This window comes from Catenibacterium sp. RTP21428st1_D7_RTP21428_210409 (genome assembly GCF_040227455.1).
Taxonomy (GTDB): Bacteria; Bacillota_I; Bacilli_A; order Erysipelotrichales; family Coprobacillaceae; genus Catenibacterium; species Catenibacterium mitsuoka_A.
In genome coordinates this window covers 1-18146 of sequence record NZ_JBEHVX010000044.1, presented here as the reverse complement: position 1 = coordinate 18146, position 18146 = coordinate 1, and the positions used below count along the sequence as shown (strand labels likewise).

26 protein-coding genes are annotated in these 18146 nt (G+C 31.9%); 21 read left to right on the top strand and 5 right to left on the bottom strand.

The genetic code is table 11. The features are described from left to right. Positions 1-174 precede the first annotated feature (174 nt). Positions 175-588, top strand: coding sequence for a hypothetical protein (locus ABUA27_RS07615; protein WP_281080163.1), 414 nt, complete (start codon positions 175-177; stop codon positions 586-588). A gap of 9 nt (positions 589-597) precedes the next feature. On the opposite strand, the gene ABUA27_RS07610 is transcribed toward ABUA27_RS07615, so the two are convergent. Both ABUA27_RS07610 and ABUA27_RS07605 read right to left on the bottom strand, forming a co-directional pair. Continuing rightward, complete coding sequence (locus tag ABUA27_RS07610) at positions 598-1281, bottom strand: hypothetical protein (RefSeq protein ID WP_349820498.1); 684 nt, start codon at positions 1279-1281, stop codon at positions 598-600. Positions 1282-1637: 356 nt separating this feature from the next. After that, positions 1638-2315 (bottom strand): LytR/AlgR family response regulator transcription factor, encoded by a 678-nt coding sequence (locus ABUA27_RS07605; protein ID WP_287846831.1) that lies wholly within the window; start codon positions 2313-2315, stop codon positions 1638-1640. 181 nt (positions 2316-2496) lie between these two features. On the opposite strand from ABUA27_RS07605, the gene ABUA27_RS07600 reads away from it, so the two are divergent. The 5 genes from ABUA27_RS07600 (at position 2497) to ABUA27_RS07580 (ending at position 5290) form a co-directional block, all read left to right on the top strand. Further along, positions 2497-3144: a hypothetical protein gene (locus tag ABUA27_RS07600; protein WP_278244094.1), complete on the top strand. Its 648-nt coding sequence runs from the start codon at positions 2497-2499 to the stop codon at positions 3142-3144. Positions 3145-3197: 53 nt separating this feature from the next. Beyond that, a complete protein-coding gene (locus tag ABUA27_RS07595) occupies positions 3198-3431 on the top strand; it encodes a hypothetical protein (protein WP_278244095.1) in 234 nt (77 codons plus the stop codon). After that, positions 3431-3664 (top strand): hypothetical protein, encoded by a 234-nt coding sequence (locus ABUA27_RS07590; RefSeq protein ID WP_349820497.1) that lies wholly within the window; start codon positions 3431-3433, stop codon positions 3662-3664. Before ABUA27_RS07595 ends, ABUA27_RS07590 begins: the two co-directional genes overlap by 1 nt. Before the next feature lie 1013 nt (positions 3665-4677). Continuing rightward, positions 4678-4902 (top strand): hypothetical protein, encoded by a 225-nt coding sequence (locus ABUA27_RS07585; protein ID WP_343004296.1) that lies wholly within the window; start codon positions 4678-4680, stop codon positions 4900-4902. A gap of 37 nt (positions 4903-4939) precedes the next feature. After that, positions 4940-5290, top strand: a complete 351-nt coding sequence (locus ABUA27_RS07580; RefSeq protein ID WP_349820496.1) for a hypothetical protein — start codon at positions 4940-4942, stop codon at positions 5288-5290. A gap of 60 nt (positions 5291-5350) precedes the next feature. On the opposite strand, the gene gdhA is transcribed toward ABUA27_RS07580, so the two are convergent. Continuing rightward, positions 5351-6694 carry an NADP-specific glutamate dehydrogenase gene (gene gdhA, locus ABUA27_RS07575; RefSeq protein WP_349820495.1) on the bottom strand — a complete coding sequence of 448 codons (1344 nt, stop codon included), beginning with the start codon at positions 6692-6694 and terminating at the stop codon, positions 5351-5353. A gap of 441 nt (positions 6695-7135) precedes the next feature. On the opposite strand from gdhA, the gene ABUA27_RS07570 reads away from it, so the two are divergent. Further along, positions 7136-7372, top strand: a complete 237-nt coding sequence (locus tag ABUA27_RS07570) for a hypothetical protein (protein WP_129982272.1) — start codon at positions 7136-7138, stop codon at positions 7370-7372. A 242-nt stretch (positions 7373-7614) separates the two neighbouring features. Here the strand turns inward: ABUA27_RS07570 and ABUA27_RS07565 are convergent, their stop codons facing one another. Beyond that, positions 7615-8343 (bottom strand): MIP/aquaporin family protein, encoded by a 729-nt coding sequence (locus tag ABUA27_RS07565; RefSeq protein ID WP_129982271.1) that lies wholly within the window; start codon positions 8341-8343, stop codon positions 7615-7617. A 95-nt stretch (positions 8344-8438) separates the two neighbouring features. Here ABUA27_RS07565 and ABUA27_RS07560 point away from each other — a divergent pair, with 95 nt between their 5' ends. Further along, complete coding sequence (locus ABUA27_RS07560; RefSeq protein ID WP_129982270.1) at positions 8439-8831, top strand: hypothetical protein; 393 nt, start codon at positions 8439-8441, stop codon at positions 8829-8831. A gap of 85 nt (positions 8832-8916) precedes the next feature. Here ABUA27_RS07560 and ABUA27_RS07555 read toward each other — a convergent pair whose 3' ends face one another. Beyond that, positions 8917-9180, bottom strand: a complete 264-nt coding sequence (locus tag ABUA27_RS07555; RefSeq protein WP_215656478.1) for a hypothetical protein — start codon at positions 9178-9180, stop codon at positions 8917-8919. Positions 9181-9399: 219 nt separating this feature from the next. On the opposite strand from ABUA27_RS07555, the gene ABUA27_RS07550 reads away from it, so the two are divergent. The 13 genes from ABUA27_RS07550 to ABUA27_RS07490 all read left to right on the top strand — a co-directional run bounded on the left by ABUA27_RS07550 (position 9400) and on the right by ABUA27_RS07490 (position 18079). Beyond that, complete coding sequence (locus ABUA27_RS07550) at positions 9400-9813, top strand: AEC family transporter (protein WP_129982326.1); 414 nt, start codon at positions 9400-9402, stop codon at positions 9811-9813. Between the two features lie 97 nt (positions 9814-9910). Next, a complete protein-coding gene (gene tnpA / locus ABUA27_RS07545) occupies positions 9911-10405 on the top strand; it encodes an IS200/IS605 family transposase (RefSeq protein ID WP_238634624.1) in 495 nt (164 codons plus the stop codon). Continuing rightward, positions 10336-10500 (top strand): transposase, encoded by a 165-nt coding sequence (locus tag ABUA27_RS07540; protein WP_349820499.1) that lies wholly within the window; start codon positions 10336-10338, stop codon positions 10498-10500. The genes tnpA and ABUA27_RS07540 overlap by 70 nt, the downstream gene beginning before the upstream one ends. Continuing rightward, positions 10454-12067: a hypothetical protein gene (locus tag ABUA27_RS07535; protein WP_349820494.1), complete on the top strand. Its 1614-nt coding sequence runs from the start codon at positions 10454-10456 to the stop codon at positions 12065-12067. The genes ABUA27_RS07540 and ABUA27_RS07535 overlap by 47 nt, the downstream gene beginning before the upstream one ends. Positions 12068-12264: 197 nt before the next feature. Continuing rightward, the gene (locus ABUA27_RS07530) at positions 12265-12807 is read left to right on the top strand and encodes an AEC family transporter (protein ID WP_349820493.1); all 543 of its coding nucleotides are present in this window, start codon (positions 12265-12267) and stop codon (positions 12805-12807) included. 45 nt (positions 12808-12852) lie between these two features. Then, the gene (locus ABUA27_RS07525; RefSeq protein ID WP_022424285.1) at positions 12853-13410 is read left to right on the top strand and encodes a TetR/AcrR family transcriptional regulator; all 558 of its coding nucleotides are present in this window, start codon (positions 12853-12855) and stop codon (positions 13408-13410) included. A 99-nt stretch (positions 13411-13509) separates the two neighbouring features. Then, complete coding sequence (locus ABUA27_RS07520; protein ID WP_330041951.1) at positions 13510-14958, top strand: oleate hydratase; 1449 nt, start codon at positions 13510-13512, stop codon at positions 14956-14958. A 589-nt stretch (positions 14959-15547) separates the two neighbouring features. After that, positions 15548-15838, top strand: coding sequence for a hypothetical protein (locus ABUA27_RS07515; RefSeq protein WP_006504885.1), 291 nt, complete (start codon positions 15548-15550; stop codon positions 15836-15838). Beyond that, complete coding sequence (locus ABUA27_RS07510; protein WP_330041949.1) at positions 15831-16136, top strand: type II toxin-antitoxin system RelE/ParE family toxin; 306 nt, start codon at positions 15831-15833, stop codon at positions 16134-16136. Before ABUA27_RS07515 ends, ABUA27_RS07510 begins: the two co-directional genes overlap by 8 nt. Before the next feature lie 78 nt (positions 16137-16214). Next, entirely contained in the window at positions 16215-16541 is a 327-nt protein-coding gene (locus ABUA27_RS07505) for an oleate hydratase (protein ID WP_161220347.1), read from the top strand. Between the two features lie 26 nt (positions 16542-16567). Further along, positions 16568-16783: a hypothetical protein gene (locus tag ABUA27_RS07500; RefSeq protein ID WP_153188262.1), complete on the top strand. Its 216-nt coding sequence runs from the start codon at positions 16568-16570 to the stop codon at positions 16781-16783. A gap of 140 nt (positions 16784-16923) precedes the next feature. After that, positions 16924-17610, top strand: coding sequence for an N-acetylmannosamine-6-phosphate 2-epimerase (locus ABUA27_RS07495; protein ID WP_187011573.1), 687 nt, complete (start codon positions 16924-16926; stop codon positions 17608-17610). 1 nt (position 17611) lies between these two features. After that, a complete protein-coding gene (locus ABUA27_RS07490; protein WP_129982134.1) occupies positions 17612-18079 on the top strand; it encodes a PTS transporter subunit EIIC in 468 nt (155 codons plus the stop codon). Positions 18080-18146: the final 67 nt, after the last annotated feature.

The following is an 18146-nucleotide window of genomic DNA, read 5'->3' as shown; positions in this document are numbered from 1 at the left end:
TGGGTTTGGATATACGAAAAAGAGCTGTAACGCTCAAGGTAGTAGTAAATACTACCTATTCGTTACAGCCCCTTTTTCAATGTCTTTTATGCTAGAATTTATGTCTCTTGTGCAAGAATTATAGGCAATAAATCATATCTCATATAGAGTTGAAGTGTAGAAAGGAGTGAAATGATGAAACTCAAGAAAATATTAGTCATTCTTATAACACTTATTGTTGTTGTGATTGTCTCTACGCTTCTTCATTATCAGAATATGAATTATATATCTGAAAACTGGAATATCGACTTCCCTTCAGAAAATACCATTGTCTATCAAGTAAAACCTTCTCCTTCATTTACTAATGATGGAATATATTATGAGGTACAGGAAGTTAAAAATAAAAATCTTCCCATTACATTGACTAATAAGAAGAATAATGAAATAGAAGAAGAATTCAATAAATATATCATAGAAGCAAAAGTATCACAAAAGCAGTTGCCAGACTTCACTCAGGATTATAAGTATTATAAGAAAAGTGATGTAGGAAGATCACTGATTGTAGTAGCTCAGGATCAATTGCTGTATATTGTATCTTATAATCTATAAAACGCCTCGTTAATGAGGCGTTTTTAAGCGGATGTTTTTAGTTTTGTCATTACAATTTATAATGAATTGATTATCTTTAACCTTTAGTCTTATTTCTGTATGATCTGTTATATGTTCTCTAATAAAGATTTCCATCTGTTCAATAATATCTGCATCATTTAAACGAGAATCAACAGGAACCATGACTATCATCTTAATATCATAATCTTCTAAAATCTGCATAAGAATAGTTAGCCTATGATCGAAAATAGGATTATTAGTATGAGATACAAATTGTTTATTCATTAAATCATCTATTTCTTTCTGAATAAACTGATGTGTCTCTTTATCAGAAATCACATGATCAAGCTTTCTTAATACATAAAGCATACGATGTTCTTTCTTTAGTAAAGAATCATATATATGATTGATTCGATCATTATTTTCTCTTTGTATTCTTAACTTCTCTTTTTCTAAGTAATTTTGTCTATATTGGAAGAATAGAAAAAGAAATAATAAACTTAACACAAATACCAATACAGTCATTAAGATGATTGTAGATTGGGGTAGTTCAATAAAAGAAAGAGCCTGCATGAGTAAAGAGATTAATATAAGTAATACAATCCCAATAAGACCAAAGGTCTTATTCTCTTCGAGGAAGGAAAGATTATTTTTATTGTATTTTAATATCTTTAATAATCCCAAGGCAATCATACAATATAGAATTCCAAAAGGAAGTCCATAAAAATCGCTTATATTCAATATAGAAAATAAACGAACAAATAAAAGATTCACAAAAAGTAAAGCGGTAAAGAATAGAAGTGTTGTAGAAATACTATAGATCACAGCTTTATATTTATGAATATAAAGCATACATGCATGTGTTATACATATAAGAGAGATCAATAAAAAGTTATTGAGGAGACTAGGGTTGGTAAAAATAAACATTTCTGTGAGAGTAAGAGGAGCACAAAGAATAGTGTAGGAATATTTTTTTTCTGGTATTAAAATACTGCTGATGCAAAAACAAAGCATTGTGATACATATAGTTAAAAATAAGAAATCAAATATCATAGCTTTTTGTACTCCTTGTAATGATGTAAAAAGTTGTTCTTATAAATACGTCCTACAGTCAGATTTTCATTATTATATAGGATGATATTACGATTGTAATCTTCTACATATTGAAGGTTAATAATCATATTCTTTTGAATCTGAACGAGTGTTGTATTGATGTAATTATTACAGAAATCTTTAAGAGTACCAGTTGTCATATAATCTTCTTTTGGTGTATGGACAACTAAATCATGACCAATAGAGACAATTGAATGGATATCTTGGATAGGAATCTGTAATGAACGCTTACTGTCTTTAAGTGTAATAGTGATATAAAGAGTAAGTAGTTTCTCTTTTAACTGCTTAAAGACAATATTTTTATCATAATCATAATGGTTCTTTCTTATGAACTGAAAAGGTTCAACATGGAATGTATTAAAGACAAGATTCTCGTGACTTGATGTGAATATAACCAGACAGTTATGCTTATCTTTATGATATTTTGCGATTTCAATACCATTTTTATCATTTAATTCAATATCCATGAATATAACATCATATGTACCTTCTATTTTATCAAAATGATCAGTCACCACATTTATATTCATATTAGGATTATGAAAGTATTCACTTATATCTTCTTCTAGCTGCATTGCGAAAGCAGTATTATCATCACAAATCAGTATATTCATAACGTCACCTCTGTAATATTTTAGCATATTATTTTATTGGATTGAAATGTAATTTTTGTGGAATGTCTTTTATACATGAAAATATGTCTCTTATGCGAGAATTATAGGCAAATTTAATATCATAGTATAACATTTAGTTAACATCTAGATGGAAATTAAAGAAAGAGAAAGGTAAAAAATAATGAAAAAAATAATAATGATTGTCTTGTCATTTCTAATGATCTTAAATATTCCAATGAGTCGTGTTCATGCAGATAATACTGTAGAACAGATTTTAGATAATTACACATATGAGATATTTGAAAATGATGAAAAAAGATTTGTAGATGTAATTAACAAAGAAACAAAGCATGTGGATTATATTATCTATGATAAGACTACAGGAGTACTTACAATTAATGGAGAAGTTCAAGATTGTGTTGTGACTACTACTCAGCCTAATGGGGCGCGTTCTGTTTCAAATGCAGCTACTTGTAAAACTAATTTTACTGTCGATTTTCAAACTGTCGGCGTTTTAGCAGGTACTATATTAGCTATTGCGGCTGTATCTGCTACTGTATCTGCTTGTGGCGTATCAGTTGCTGCTTTTAAAACCGCAGTTTCAGATATATACCGTAGATATGCTACTGGAAAATTAGCATCTAAAGTATTTTCGGGAGCTAAAGTTAAAGGATATTTTAAATATACATTACAAAGAAATAGTAATGGAACTTCACGTTATGGTAATAGAAGCCTGACAATGAAGTTTGGTAGTGGTCCAAATAAGTCATATAGTTTTGGAAATGGTGGCTGGTGGTCTAGTACTAAACCTTATAGTATGGATGATTAATGCCATATTTAACCTTATATTTAAACAATACCAATCTTAAAGGAGGGAAATTTATGAAGAATAAGTCAGAGAAAATTTATCACTTTTTGTCTTTTGCATGTTCGGTAGCACTCGCAGCATATATAATTTTGTTTCTTCATCATTTATTAACAGAGAGTGCTTCTTATATGTCTGGTGCTACTTACAAATTTCTTGTTGGTGCAGAATTTGTTTTATTAATCATAGTATTTATAAGAATTTTCTGGGAATTCAGAAAATTGAAAGAAGTAGGAAAGGGGAATAAATAATGAAAATTTTAAAATTTATAATTTCAATCGTTTTAACTGTTTCAATCATATCGCCTAATATAAACTTTGCATTTGCAGAAGATTCTAACGTTGTTTTTGATGGTGAATTTTATAAAATCACCGAAATTGATAATGATTATCAAGTCCTTGATAAAGAAAATAACAAGACAGTTGATTTGATTGCTGAAAACGGGAAAATTTCAAAAATAAAATTTGATGATGGACAGTTGTAACCCCATCACATCAAAATACAACAACACCTGTTAAACGTATAGGGGTACCTATTCCAAAAGGTGTTGATCCATCAAGACTTACTTATCATTATCTTGATACAATTTATAGTGACACTTACAAGATTTCTAATTATAAATCTTTTTGGATTACAATAGCAGGTGCAGTTCCGCCTTTATCATTAGCAGTAACAATTGTTTCATTTCTTGACAGTGTACGTTCTTTAAATAACAACAAAGTTGTATATTTTAAGACAAAGCGCTATTATGCAGATGGCTACATGTACTATAAATACGTAACATATGCGTATAAGGATAGTAGCAGAAAAAAATTTATAAAGAAAAAAACCACTTATATAAAAATGTTCTAAAAAAATGTTGGCATTAATAAAGACTAGTTGAATTATCAACAAAAGAAACATACAGTAAGCATATTGCAAGAGACTCTATATTAGTGCATGATGATGAGCATTCTCACAGTATATTGATTGAAGAATTAGAACTGGAAAGCGAAGTATACTCAACAAGAGAAACAAAGGTCTATCAGATAAAGACAACCCTTTATATACAGTTAATAATCTTCATTTATTATTAAAACAATAAGGAGCTTATGACAAAGAACACCTCCAAGACTGGCTGAATCTATTTTGGCTGATTATGAATGATCAAAAGGATAAGTATGATAAGGTATTGAAATTTATAGAAATGGCAGTTTTGTCGCCAAAAAGAGTGCGATATCGAGATGCAATGAGCTCTAAACATAGTAAATAAGCGAATAATCACTACCCATTTGCAAAAGAGGAGCTAAAAATAATAGACTCTCATAGGAGAAATCATTATGAAAAAATTTCACAAAAACAATCATGAAAATATGTACTAGATTGAGTACTGCGTTCACAGTATGGTATTTGATGTTTGGTGATTCTTACACAATATTATCAAAAAATCGATCAATTATATTAATTATACTTTTTGTGCTTGATGCAATTATTTTAAGATATCTTCTTAATGACAGAATGAAAGAGAACAAATCAAAAGAAGTATTTTTACAAACTGATATTTTTGTGCTTATTTCACTTATTGTTCTTATACCTTTGCATTTAGATATTGTACATCCAATTATCGGTGCAGTATTATCGGGTTCAGTAATAATTTACCAGGCAATCGCAATTACTCATAATATTAAAGAGAGAAGAAAGAAAAAGAAACAAAAGAAATCAGGTGCAATCCCTAGCGTCTAATAAAAAAATAATATACTATTATATGTAGGAGGTTATTATGAAAAAAATTCTAAATTATTTTACTGGTGTAATCATTACATTCCTATTTCTAATATTTAATGGTCTTGATGCGATTCCATCAAAGTATCGTTTAGGAATAGCTGCAGTTATTTTGATTTTTGATGCAATAGTAGTTATTTATGAACTTATTGAAAGTATGAAGAAAAACAAATCCGCAAAAGTATTACTTCAAGAGAATATTTGTATGATCAGTACATTTATGATTTTACTGATTTTGAGAATAAGTCATCTTTCTCAAGAATGTAAGTTTGTGATTGCAGGGGTGGTAGTCTGTTATATTATAATAAGTATAATCTATAATTATAAGAAAAAGGTGGAAATTGAATAATCCACCTTTTTTAAGGCGCAAAAAAGAGCTGTAATGGTTTCATTACAACTCTCGTTAATATTAATAGTTACCCTGAGCAATCATAGCATCTACAACTTTTTCAAATCCTGCAATATTTGCACCTTTGATTAAGTCATAACCTAAGCCATACTTTTCGGCTGCTGCAACAGAGTTATTATAGATATCTACCATGATAGTATGAAGTTTTTCATCTACTTCTTCTCTAGTCCAGCTATAACGCATTGAGTTCTGACTCATTTCAAGTGCAGAAACTGCAACACCACCAGCATTTGCTGCCTTTGCAGGACCTAAAGTACCTTCATGACCTGTGAAGTATGCGATAGCTTCTGGAGTAGTAGGCATATTAGCACCTTCGATAATATACTTACATCCGTTTTCTACTAACTTCTTAGCATCTTCTTCTTCGATTTCATTCTGTGTTGCACAAGGGAATGCCATATCACACTTAACACTCCAAGGTTTTTCTCCTGGATGGAATTCAGCACCGAACTTTTCAGCATAGTCTTTTAACTTAATATCGTTCTTAGTTCTGATTTCAACAAGGAAGTCCCATTTTTCCTGAGTATTGACACCTTCTGCATCATATACATAACCATCTCTACCAGAGATAGTAACAACCTTAGCACCAAATTCAGTTGCTTTCTGAGCAACACCCCATGTAACGTTACCATATCCAGAACATGCAATAGTCTTGCCTTCATAGCTGTCATTGAAATGTTTTAATACTTCATTACCATAATAAACAGCACCAAAACCAGTCGCTTCAGGACGAATTAAGCTTCCACCAAATGGTAAAGCCTTACCAGTTAAAACACCGTTTTCATAAGCATCTTTAATTCTCTTATACTGTCCAAATAAGTATCCGATTTCTCTTCCACCTACACCGATATCACCAGCAGGTACGTCTACGCTAGGACCGATATGACGGTATAATTCAGTCATGAATGACTGACAGAAACGCATTACTTCAGCATCGCTCTTACCTTGTGGGTCAAAGTCAGAACCACCTTTACCACCACCGATAGGTAAAGTTGTAAGAGAGTTCTTTAAGATCTGTTCAAGACCTAAGAATTTAATAATACCTAGGTTTACTGAAGGATGGAATCTTAAACCACCTTTGTAAGGACCGATTGCGCTAGAGAACTGTACACGGTAACCTCTGTTCACAATAGTCTTACCTTCATCATTAACCCAAGGGACTTTAAACATAATAACTCTTTCAGGTTCAGTAAATCTTTCAAGGATAGCCATATTTTCATATTCAGGGTGTGCTTCAATAACTGGTTCCAAACTCTTTAAGATGTTTGTAGCCGCTTCGATGAATTCTGGCTGATCAGCATTCTTTTCTTTTAATTCTGTTAAAACCTTATCAACATATTTCATAACGAAATCCTCCTTAAATTAATTATATTATGCGTATGATAGAATTTCTATAAAATAAGAAATTATTATCACAAAGATAAAGCAAGGATTAAGGTGATAAAAAGCATGAACTACACTTTGTGAGTATACTTTAGGATTGTGATTGTTGAAAATAATTCACATATAAAAATTGGTAAATTATTTACTAATATTATTTGTATCAGTATAATATATAGTGTAGAAAGCGTTTACATTTATTTGGGTGAAAATGGCAGAAAACCCCCACATCAATATAAAAATGTAGTCGTTTTGGAATATCTGGAGATTTCTTGGCAAAACATATGAGAACAGATTTCTTTGATTCAAGTGGATTATATGATTTATATAACTACATTTCCAAAAAGACGCAAGCATTCTATATTGATGTTAAATCTAAATCTTAATGTATAGAGGTATAATTTTATGAGTACTAAAACAATAAAATTTCTTTTCTGTTTTGTTATTTATGTGATTTTATTTATTGCAGTTTCTTTTTATCCTGATCAAACAATTGTGGCAATCCCTATCGCAGATACGCTATTTGAGTTTGTTTCAATACCAACATTTTTCCACTCATCTCTTTTAATTCCATTTGTTGGAAATACAGTGTTACTTATCTACTTCTTTAAGGATGAAATTAAAAACTTCTTCAAATTCTAGGTTAAAAAAGCGAATTATTAGTATATACATAATAATCCTAACTTATAGCAGGGGTCCTGGGAGATAGCGGAAGCTATCTCTTTTCTAATGTTTTTAAGTGCATCTAGAATATGAAAAAGTATTCATCATGCAAAAGAGAATAACCTTTTTAGGAGAGTATATATGAAAAAGTGCTGTAACGCTCAAGGTAGTAGTCAATACTGTCTATTCGTTACAGCCCAAAGATTTTTGAATCAGTTTAGCTATGCAATCTTTTCACCTTTTAATAACTTATAAACGATATAAGCGACTAAAGCACCAATAAGTGGTGATAATAAGAATACCCATAACTGATTAAGTGCAGTGCCTTTACCAAGTATCTTCATAATAACTGCTGGACCAAATGATCTTGCAGGGTTAATAGAAGCACCAGTAAATGGGATACCTAAAATTGTGACAAGTGTTAATGCACCACCAATTAATAATCCAGATAGTCTTTCTAATCTTTCATCATTTACTACATGTAAGTACACTGATACAAATACAAAAGTTAATACAGCTTCTATAAGAATAGCACCCTTTACATCTAATGAAATCATACTTAAAGAACTATATCCTGTTTGTCCAACACCTAAAGTTGTGATAGATACACTAGGAATACATTTAAGAATACCAAGTAGTAATCCACTTGCAAGAAGTGCACCTAATAGTTGTGCCACAATATAAAGGAACATTTCTACGAGAGAGATAGCTCCATTAAAATACATTGCGATAGACACTGCTGGATTGACATGTGCTCCTGAAATAGAAGAGAACATATAATAAACGAATGTCATTGCAAGACCAAATACAACTGCAATACCGATAATACCTGCTACTGTACTATATGTAGAACCTAATCCTGTAGATCCAAGTAATGCATAAGCTGTAGTACCTAGAAATACAAGTAGGAAAGTACCAAGTAGTTCGGATAGAAATTTCTTGATTTTCATTGAATACCTCCAATATTTTTATGAAATGAGTGTAAGACAAATTCAATAACTTGTCAAATGGTCCTAATCCATGTAGAATGTGAAAAGGTGATAAAATGAAAAAATTCAAAGATTTTAGAGTAACAGTATTTATGATTATTATGATTCCTGCATTACTCGCATTATCTATTTATTCCAAAGTTGTATGGCATTCTCAGATGCGTTTTGTCTTAGCTCTTATTATGACAATCACTATCGCATTAATCTGTCTTGCTGGCTATAATCTTCACTTATATAGCGATATTATCATGATATATACATGGAAATATGTCGCATTACTTCCAGAAATGATTGAAGTAAAGGATATTAAATCAATCAAGGCAGTAAGTAAACATAAGATTAAGATTACGCATAAGTATATTTCTTATGCTTATGTGAGTAATAGTGAAGAGTTCATGGAAAACTATCAATTATTACAGGAATCTGCACAAGAACAAGAGAATATGTAAAATCATGTGAAATACCAAATGGGCATCTATTTGGTGTTTTCTTTTACAAAAAGACCATATAGTCGTATGTGACTATATGGCCTGATTATTTCTCTTTGAGTACAGTATACATATTAACTAAAGATAATATGATAGATATACCGAAGAATAGTGTATTGAGACTACTGGAACTTATACCTAGTTCATCTATAAGAATAGCTGTGTTCCATAAAGATATTGCAGCAGATATAGAAATACCTAAAGAAATCAAAACAAGTAGTACGCTATTATTATGATTACGTTTGATAAATAGGAATAAGAGTAACTGTAGAATCAATACAATTAAGAAGTAAATAATAGTTGTAGTCATGCTTCTTCTCCTTTCTTTATGTTAAGTGATTTATAAATATATTATATTATAATAATATCAACAAGTATATATATTTGAATAAGTGTTGTAGAATGAATAATTCATACATACAATGTATTTAAAATTTCACATCATTGCGACAATCACTTTTTTCATCTTATGCAAAAAGATGCTTTTAGAAGATAATAAGTGTATGATGCCTTCTAGGGGGTTAAAGATATGGATTTAGCTATTTCACTTGCTACACAAATTGGAGCTTTATTTATTATGATAGGAGTAGGATATGTACTGATTAAAACAGATATATGTACAATATCAGAATCAAAACTTTTATCACAGATTGTATTATATGTTTCTGCACCTTGTGCAATCATCAATTCGTTCCAGATTGACTTAACAGCAGAAAAGTTAAAAGGTTTCTTACTGTCTATTGGTGCAGCTATTCTTGTACATATTATTTATTATATACTTGCTAAGATACTCACAAAAAAATGTCATTTTAATGCGATTGAATCAATGTCCATCATGTATCCTAACTGTGGAAACTTGATTCTTCCTCTTGTTTCTATCGTATTAGGGAACGAAATGGTTTTCTATTGTTCAGGTTATAAATTAGTGGCGAAAAACCCATAGGCTTGCCTATGGGTTGAAAGCTACATAATTTTCACTTAAGTTTTGTATAGAGTAGATGTATAATGTATGTATAAAAACAGCAGGGACTTTTTAATCAATGGTAAGATCAAAATCAAATAATGTTCAAGTAAACATATCTATTCTTATGGAATGGAAAATAGAGCTTGAAAACCTTGCACGTATCTATTCTGTTGAGGAAGGCGAGACTATTACACTTCTTGACCTTATGCGTAGAGGTATTCAGGAAAAATATCACAGTGCTTCACATTGTAAATATCTAATACAATATCATATCATACGGTGTCCTAAATTCATATTTCCGGTTTTAAAAGGTAATGTTAAAGATGCTTTAAAACAGATATTACAGAAAATTTGTAACGATTATAATTATCATATAAAATCACTTGAAGTAATGCCAGACCATATACATATTTTCATAGATGTGCCACAGACTGTCGCTCCTTATGCGATGTGGCTAGAACTCTTAAAAGTATCAGCGCTATCGAATTATTTAAAGCGTATCTGCAACTTAAAAAGTTCTATGCAGGATGTGGAACTTTATGGCCAGGAGGGTATTTTGTCTCAACTGTAGAACGCATAAGCGAAGCTGCAGTAATTAAGTATATCGAGGAACAAAAAGATGATAAGTCACGAAGAATACAAAAAGGCTCTAAAACAATTTCATAAGCTTTCTGATAGACATATTCTAGCTGCTGAAACTGATATGTCTTCTTATGATATACAAAAAGTTGTAAAGCTTTCGGATAAGATCAGAAAAGCGGGTAACGAACTCGTAGGTCTTATGAGAAAGAATTATGACCATCTTATGCGTACCAAGAGATATCGTAAGCTGCTTAAATTGTATGGCTCTACGGAAGACAAGAAAAAACGTAAACATTTTGCTGGACAGCTCAATGAAATGCAAAAGCAGTATGACGTTACCTGGGATTTTTGTAGAAAATCAATGATATTTATTGGCAAGAAGTATAATGTAGATGCGGTTTTTGCCCTTACTAAAGCCGAAGATATTTGGCGTGGCATGGAAAAATGTTTATATGGTAATGGTAATATCTTACATTTCTCTAAATATGGAGACCTGCCTTGTATAAGGGCAAAACAGATGAATCGTGGTATCCGTATATTCGTTAAGGATAATAAGTTACAGTTCAAACTTGGCAGGACGGTATTTGGAATAAAGATTAATGATAGATTTCAGACAGATGAAGTGAATGCAATATTGGATTATCTTGCTGAACCTGAGATCATGAATAATAAGGCTGTGCAGACACTTATGGATGAAGCGTACTGTATTGATACATATAGACCCTGCTATGCTACGCTTGTTCCTAAGATGATAAGAGGGAAATACAGAGTATATCTGCATCTTACTATTGAGGGTAAGGCAAAGCCAAAATATGATAGATTTGGCAGTCCAAGACATAAATATGGCAAAGGAATGATCGGTGCTGATATTGGTACACAGACTGTTGCTTATACATCTGATACTGAGGTGGGCTTGAAGAATCTTTCAGAGCGTGGCAACAGTATTCAGACTTCTGAGAGAAAAGAACGGCTGCTTTATCGTGCTATGGACAGGTCAAGACGTGCAACTAATCCGCAAAATTATAATGATGATGGTACTGTTAAAAAAGGTCGCAAGACTTGGAGATATTCTAATCATTATAAGAAGCTGAAAACAAAGCACTCTGAACTATGTCGCATCAATGCCATAAACAGACAGCTTGCAATAAATGAAGACGCTAATCATTTAAGAAGTCTTGGAGATGTATTTATCACAGAACCCAAAAATGCAGGCAGGCTTATGAGACGAGCCAAAGAAACTACGGTCAATAGTAAAGGCAAGTTTAACAGGAAAAAGCGTTTTGGCAAATCCATAAAGGATAGATGTCCTTCTGGGTTTCAAACTGCTGTAGAACAGAAATTCAAGGCATCAGGTGGTATATATATTGAAGTATCTAATGATTACAGAGCAAGTCAATATGACCATACTGTTGATGACTATATTAAAAAGAGATTATCTGACCGAATGTATAAGCTGCAAGATGGTACTGAGGTACAAAGAGACTGGTATTCATCATTCCTATTATACTGTTACGATTACAGAACCAAAGATATAGATAAAAACAAATGTATTTCTGAATTTGATAAGTGTTACAGCAAAGAAAAGGTCTTAATCGAATGGATTAAGGTTAACGAGATCAAGGTATTAAACAGCGGAATTAAGATAGCGTAAAATATATTCAGGGAGATTGACTATACTTCCTTACGAAAGTAGAAATTTACCGTTAATGTAGTCGCTGGACTGCTTGGTAATGAAAGTTCTGATTCAAATAGATTTACACTTGTAACTCCAAAGTCTGAAAATGATGTACGATTACAAGCTACACTTGGCAATCAGAACCCCAAAGGCTTGCCCGTGGGAGTAGTCAGATGATTGTACAGACTTTATTATTGTGGACACATTGTAAGTTCATTATTAGTGAAGATACACACTTTGATTTAAAGAAGATTTTATTGAACATCAACATGATTGCGATTGCAGCAGGTATCATTATGTTCTTCTTACAGATTAAATTACTTACGATGTTTCAGAGTGCTGTATCTGGTATGGGCAGCTTAATGGGACCATTAAGTATGTTTGTAGTAGGAATGTTACTTGCTGGTATGAATATGAAGGAAGTCTTTACCAATGTCCGTGCTTATGTCGTATGTTTCCTTCGTTTAGTTGTATTCCCAGCAATTATTTTATTAGTTTTTATTTTAACAGGCGTGACAAAACTATTCCCAAGTGCATCACAGGTATTAATGATTTCATTACTTGCAGCCAGTGGTCCTGCAGCTTCTACTGTGACTCAGTTTGCGCAATTATATGATAATCATGCTTTTGAAAGTTCAGTTATTAACGCATTATCTGTTCTTTTATGTATTATTACTATGCCAATCATCAATATCATCTATACGTTTTTGTTGTAAAATATAAAAACAACGTGCATAATAGTGAATATAAGGAGGGCCATAATGTCACAAACTACGAAACGCGCTATTGAAGCGTCATTGAAACATTTATTATTAAAGAAGCCTCTTGATAAGATCACTATTAATGATATTGCAGAAGACTGTGGTATCAGCCGTATGACTTTCTATTATCATTTCCAGGATATTTATGATCTCGTAGAATGGTCATGTATTCAGGATGCTGAAGAAGTATTACAGGGCCATAAAACATCTAATACATGGGAAGAAGGTCTCTATGCACTCTTTGGTGCTATCTTAGACAACAAACCATTTGTCACTAATGTTTATCGTTCTGTTAGTCGTGAACATGTAGAAACATATCTTTATAGAATTGTATATAAGTTATTAAAGGATGTTGTAGATGAACAGGCTGTAGGAATGAATGTCAGAGAAGATGACAAAGAGTTCCTTGCGAATTTCTATAAGTATTCTTTTGTCGGTCTTACATTAGAATGGATCAATAATGATATGCGACAGGACCCAGAACTTATTATCCGTAAACTAGATAAAGCAATCAAAGGAAACATCAAAGCGGCCTTAAAACGCTATGAAACCTTTTAAACAAAAACACTATAATGTATAAAAAATAAACATCTTGTATGGGATGTTTATTTTTTTATATTTTATTTTTTCTATACTATGAGGATAGGGGGGATTGCCATGGATTTATTTGTGAAGCCAAGAAAAAGAGAAAACATTGATGCACATAATGCATATATATTAGGAAGTGACTTTACTAGCTTAGTGACTGCCTGTTATTTATTGAGAGATGGTTCATTAAAGGGTGAACATATTCATATTATTGATTCAGTAGATTCATTCCATCATTATGAGCCTTATCTTTCCTTTGTAGATAATCGTAGTCTCTATTTATGGGATATATTACGTTCTATACCTTCTATAGAAACAGAGGGACTCACTGTTTTAGATGAAATGACTTATTTAAATCATGATGCACCTATGAAGACTATTCATAATATACAATTAAGTGTTCAATTAATATCAGAACTAGTTCATTTCTTCTTTACTTCAGATGAACAATTAGAAGGTAAACAGGTTAAAGATGTATTCAGTCAGGACTTTATGGAATCTGATTTCTACTATTATTGGCATGCTTTATTTCCAGTCAATGATGCTTATTCTTTTAAAGTAACATTACATCGCTATATGCATATATTGACCTCGCACAGCATGATTTCTCCTAAGTACTGCATGTATGAATCAGTGATTGTACCTATTATAGAATATCTAGAGGCACATCATATAGTCTTCCATTTCAATACTGAAGTGACTCATATAGAAATAGAAGACGATAAAGCCACTGCTTTTACAATTAAGAGTGAAGGTATGGAAGAAACTATAGATCTGACAAATCAGGATCTTCTATTTATTCATACAAGTCAAAGTAAAGATTCTATAGCCCATGCAGTCATTACAACTCATGATGAGAAAATCATCCATTACCTAAGAAATATACTTCAAATAGATCCACTTTCTGGTGAAGATATTACAGGTGGTGTGATTCCAATTAATGAATCAGCCTGGGAACTCAACTGGACAATACCAAGACAGCCTTACTATAAGAACCAGAAAGAGAATGAATGTGTCATTCTACTTCATGGATTACATCCAGAGAAAACAGGTGATTATGTAGAAAAGTCTATGCTAGAAAGTAAAGGCTATGAGATATGTGCAGAATGGCTTTATCACTTGGGTATTCCACAGAATAAAATCAATGAACTCTCATTGATGTCTGCTTCTACTGTTCCTTACACTCATACTAGTACTCATTGTGAAGCACACGTCAATGGATTAAATTATGCTTATATAGGTGAAGGAGTTTCGTTAGACTATGAATATTCAGGAAGCTTAGATTATCTTGTGCATACCGCAATGAATGCAGTGTATAGTTTATTACATATCACTAGAAGTATTCCATCTTATCGTTATTCTATTGAAGACTATTTAAGTGTCTTCTCATCTTTATATGGTGATGAGACATTCATGGAAACTCAGTCATTCACAAAACGTCTTGTCTTAAAAGAGTTATTAAAAAGAATAGAGGGATCTGATCTAGAAGCCCTATTAAAGGAATATAAGTTCTTCTAGATAATATGAAAGTACTTTCTTATAAGAATCTCATTATGAGGTTCTTTTTTTTGTGCGACAGGCAGTCGCTTATATGTTATGTCAACAGGGACATGACATTTTCTACTTGTGAACTACCTCAACTTAATACTCCGTATTCTTATTGCGTGTCCATTTCGTCTCTACTGTATAGACAATATTTGCATCCACAATGCTACTTTTACGCAGGATATTTAATGTACCATTTACATCTGCGTTCAGAACTTGTCCACTAGCTGTTCTATACTGTCCTCGATTTATTCTCTTTCCACTGAAATGGTATTTTTCAGTATCATCACTCTTATAGACTGGTATGACATCCTTATCCCAAAAGTTTGCCTATGTTCTAATCCTTCTGAAATGTTTCATTATAGCCCACAACAAGAGTTCCAATATCATGATCGATACAGTAATCAATCACCCTGCGTGCAGTCTTATTCATGTAGTCATTTCTGCCGTTTTCATTTAGATAAAAGAATGGAAAACCAATTATTAGTAGAATTCTTCTAATAATATTACTTTGAATAATTCTTAATAAATATGTATAATAATGATGTAAGGAGTGATTTTTATGCCAGTCATTAAACCTATTTCAGATTTAAGAAATTATAATCAAGTGCTAGAAAAAGTATCTGTTGGTTCACCTGTTTATTTAACAAAAAATGGTCATGGTTGTTATACCATTATGGATATCAATGAACAGGAGGAAATGTATGAAAAAGCAATGAAGTACGATAAACTTGTTGCTGAGATGAAACTTATGAGCATGTTAAATGAAAGTGTTGTTTCTGCTAATGAAGAAGGGTGGATTGATGAAGATGAAATGCTAAAACATTTTGAAAAGAGATTCAATAATGATTAAAATATTTTACTCACCAAAATCAAGAAAAGATTTGGATAGAATTTATGATTATATCTATGATGATTTGAATAATCCGATTGCAGCAGAAAAAACAGTAAAAGGAATTCTCGATAAAATTAGTGAACTTAAGGAATATCTCCAACTTGGACCAGTATGGTATTTAGAAAATAATATTGATAGTGGATTTCGATTTTTAACATGTGATAATTACATTATATTTTATCAGATTACTAAAGAAACTATTTTGATTGTACGAATACTACATCGCCTGCAAAATTATGTTAAACAATTATTTTAAGAAAAGATATCAATTTTTACATGGTAAATATATATAAAAATTTAATTCCAGTTTTATTTTACAATTGAGGGTGACCAATTGATATCAGAATTTGTTCATTTCTTCTTTACTTCAGATGAACAATTAGAAGATAAACAGGTTAAAGATGTATTCAGTCAGGACTTTATGGAATCTGATTTCTACTGTTATTGGCATGCTTTATTTCAAGTCAATGATGCTCATTCTTTTAAAGTGACATTACATCGTTATATGCATATATTGACAACACAATGTATGATTTCTCCTAAGTATTGCGTGTATGAATCAGTGATTGTACCTATTATAGAATATCTAGAAGCACATACCAATGGAACAAACTATGCCTATATAGGAGGAGGTGTCTCATTACCTTATAATATCCAGTAAGCTTAGATTATCTCGTACATACCGCAATGAATGCAGTGTATAGTTTATTACATATCACTAGAAGTATTCCAGCTTATCGTTATTCTATTGAAGACTATTTAAGTGTCTTCTCATCTTTATATGGTGATGAGACTTTCATGGAAAGTCAGTCATTCACAAAACGTCTTGTCTTAAAAGAGTTGTTAAAAAGAATAGAGGGCTCTGATCTAGAAGCCCTATTAAAGGAATATAAGTTCTTCTAGATGATATGAAAGTGCTTTCTTATAAGAATCTCGTTATGAGGTTCTTTTTTTATTTGTTTGAAAGTAGATTCCAAACCCGCAAGATTCATTGAAGTGATGAGGAAGTCTGATTATGATTGGTAATGAAAGGAGAACATAGAATGGTTGGGGAAATAAAAAAACATTTAATAGTTTCCTGTCAGGCTTTGGAAGATGAACCGCTTCATTCTTCTTTGATTATGTCACGCATGGCTGTTGCTGCAATGCAGGGTGGCGCAAAAGGAATTCGTGCGAATTCTGTTAAAGATATTGAAGCAATCAAGAAGGCAGTTCCATTACCTGTTATTGGGATTATTAAAAGAGACTATAAAGACAGTGATGTTTATATTACACCAACTTATGAAGATGTAGATCATCTTGTTCAGGTGGGATGTGACATCATTGCGATGGATGCAACAATAAGCACGCGTCCAGGGTGTATATCTTTAGATGCTTTCTTCAAGAAAGTAAAAGAAAATCATCCTAAACAATTATTCATGGCAGATTGCAGTACTGTAGAAGAGGCAGTACATGCTGATGAATTAGGATTTGATTTCATTGGAACGACATTAGTTGGTTACACCAACCAAAGCAAGGGGAATCAGATCAATGCGGATGATTTTAAAATCATAAGAGACATCTTAAAAAAGGTTAAACATCCAGTTATTGCAGAGGGAAATATCGATACTCCTCAAAAAGCAAAACGTGTATTAGAACTAGGATGTTATAGCGTAGTGGTAGGTTCTATTATTACAAGACCACAAGTCATTACAAAGAGATTTACAGATGTAATAGAAGGAGAAAAATAAAATGAACGCTTTAATGGATAAGATTGCAGATAAGATTCTGCCATTTGCGGAAGTGTTATCAAAGAATAAATACTTAGCCGCTATTAGAAATGCTTTTGTAACTATTATGCCAATTATCATTGGCTGCTCATTATGTACACTATTGAATAGTGTATTCTTAGGAAAGGGAAACTATTTTGATAAATGGTTTGGGTTCCAGGGATTAGATATTGTGAATGTTCTTGGTGCTATTGGTAGCGCTGGTATGAATATTATGGCTTTATTAATTGTTTATCTATTAGCTAAGAACTTGGCTAAAGAGTATAAGATTGATGAAGACGCTGTTTCAGTCACTGCAGTTGTATGTTTCTTGATTATTACTACTTTTGGAACAGATGCAAAAGCAGGAGAATATATAAGAACATATTATTTAGGTGCTGCTGGTTTATTTACTGCATTTATTGCTGCATTTGCGACAGTAGAAGTGTGAAACAAAAATCAATCAAAACGTATAAAAAAAGACAAACTTAAAAATAAGTTTGAATAATTTAGAAAAA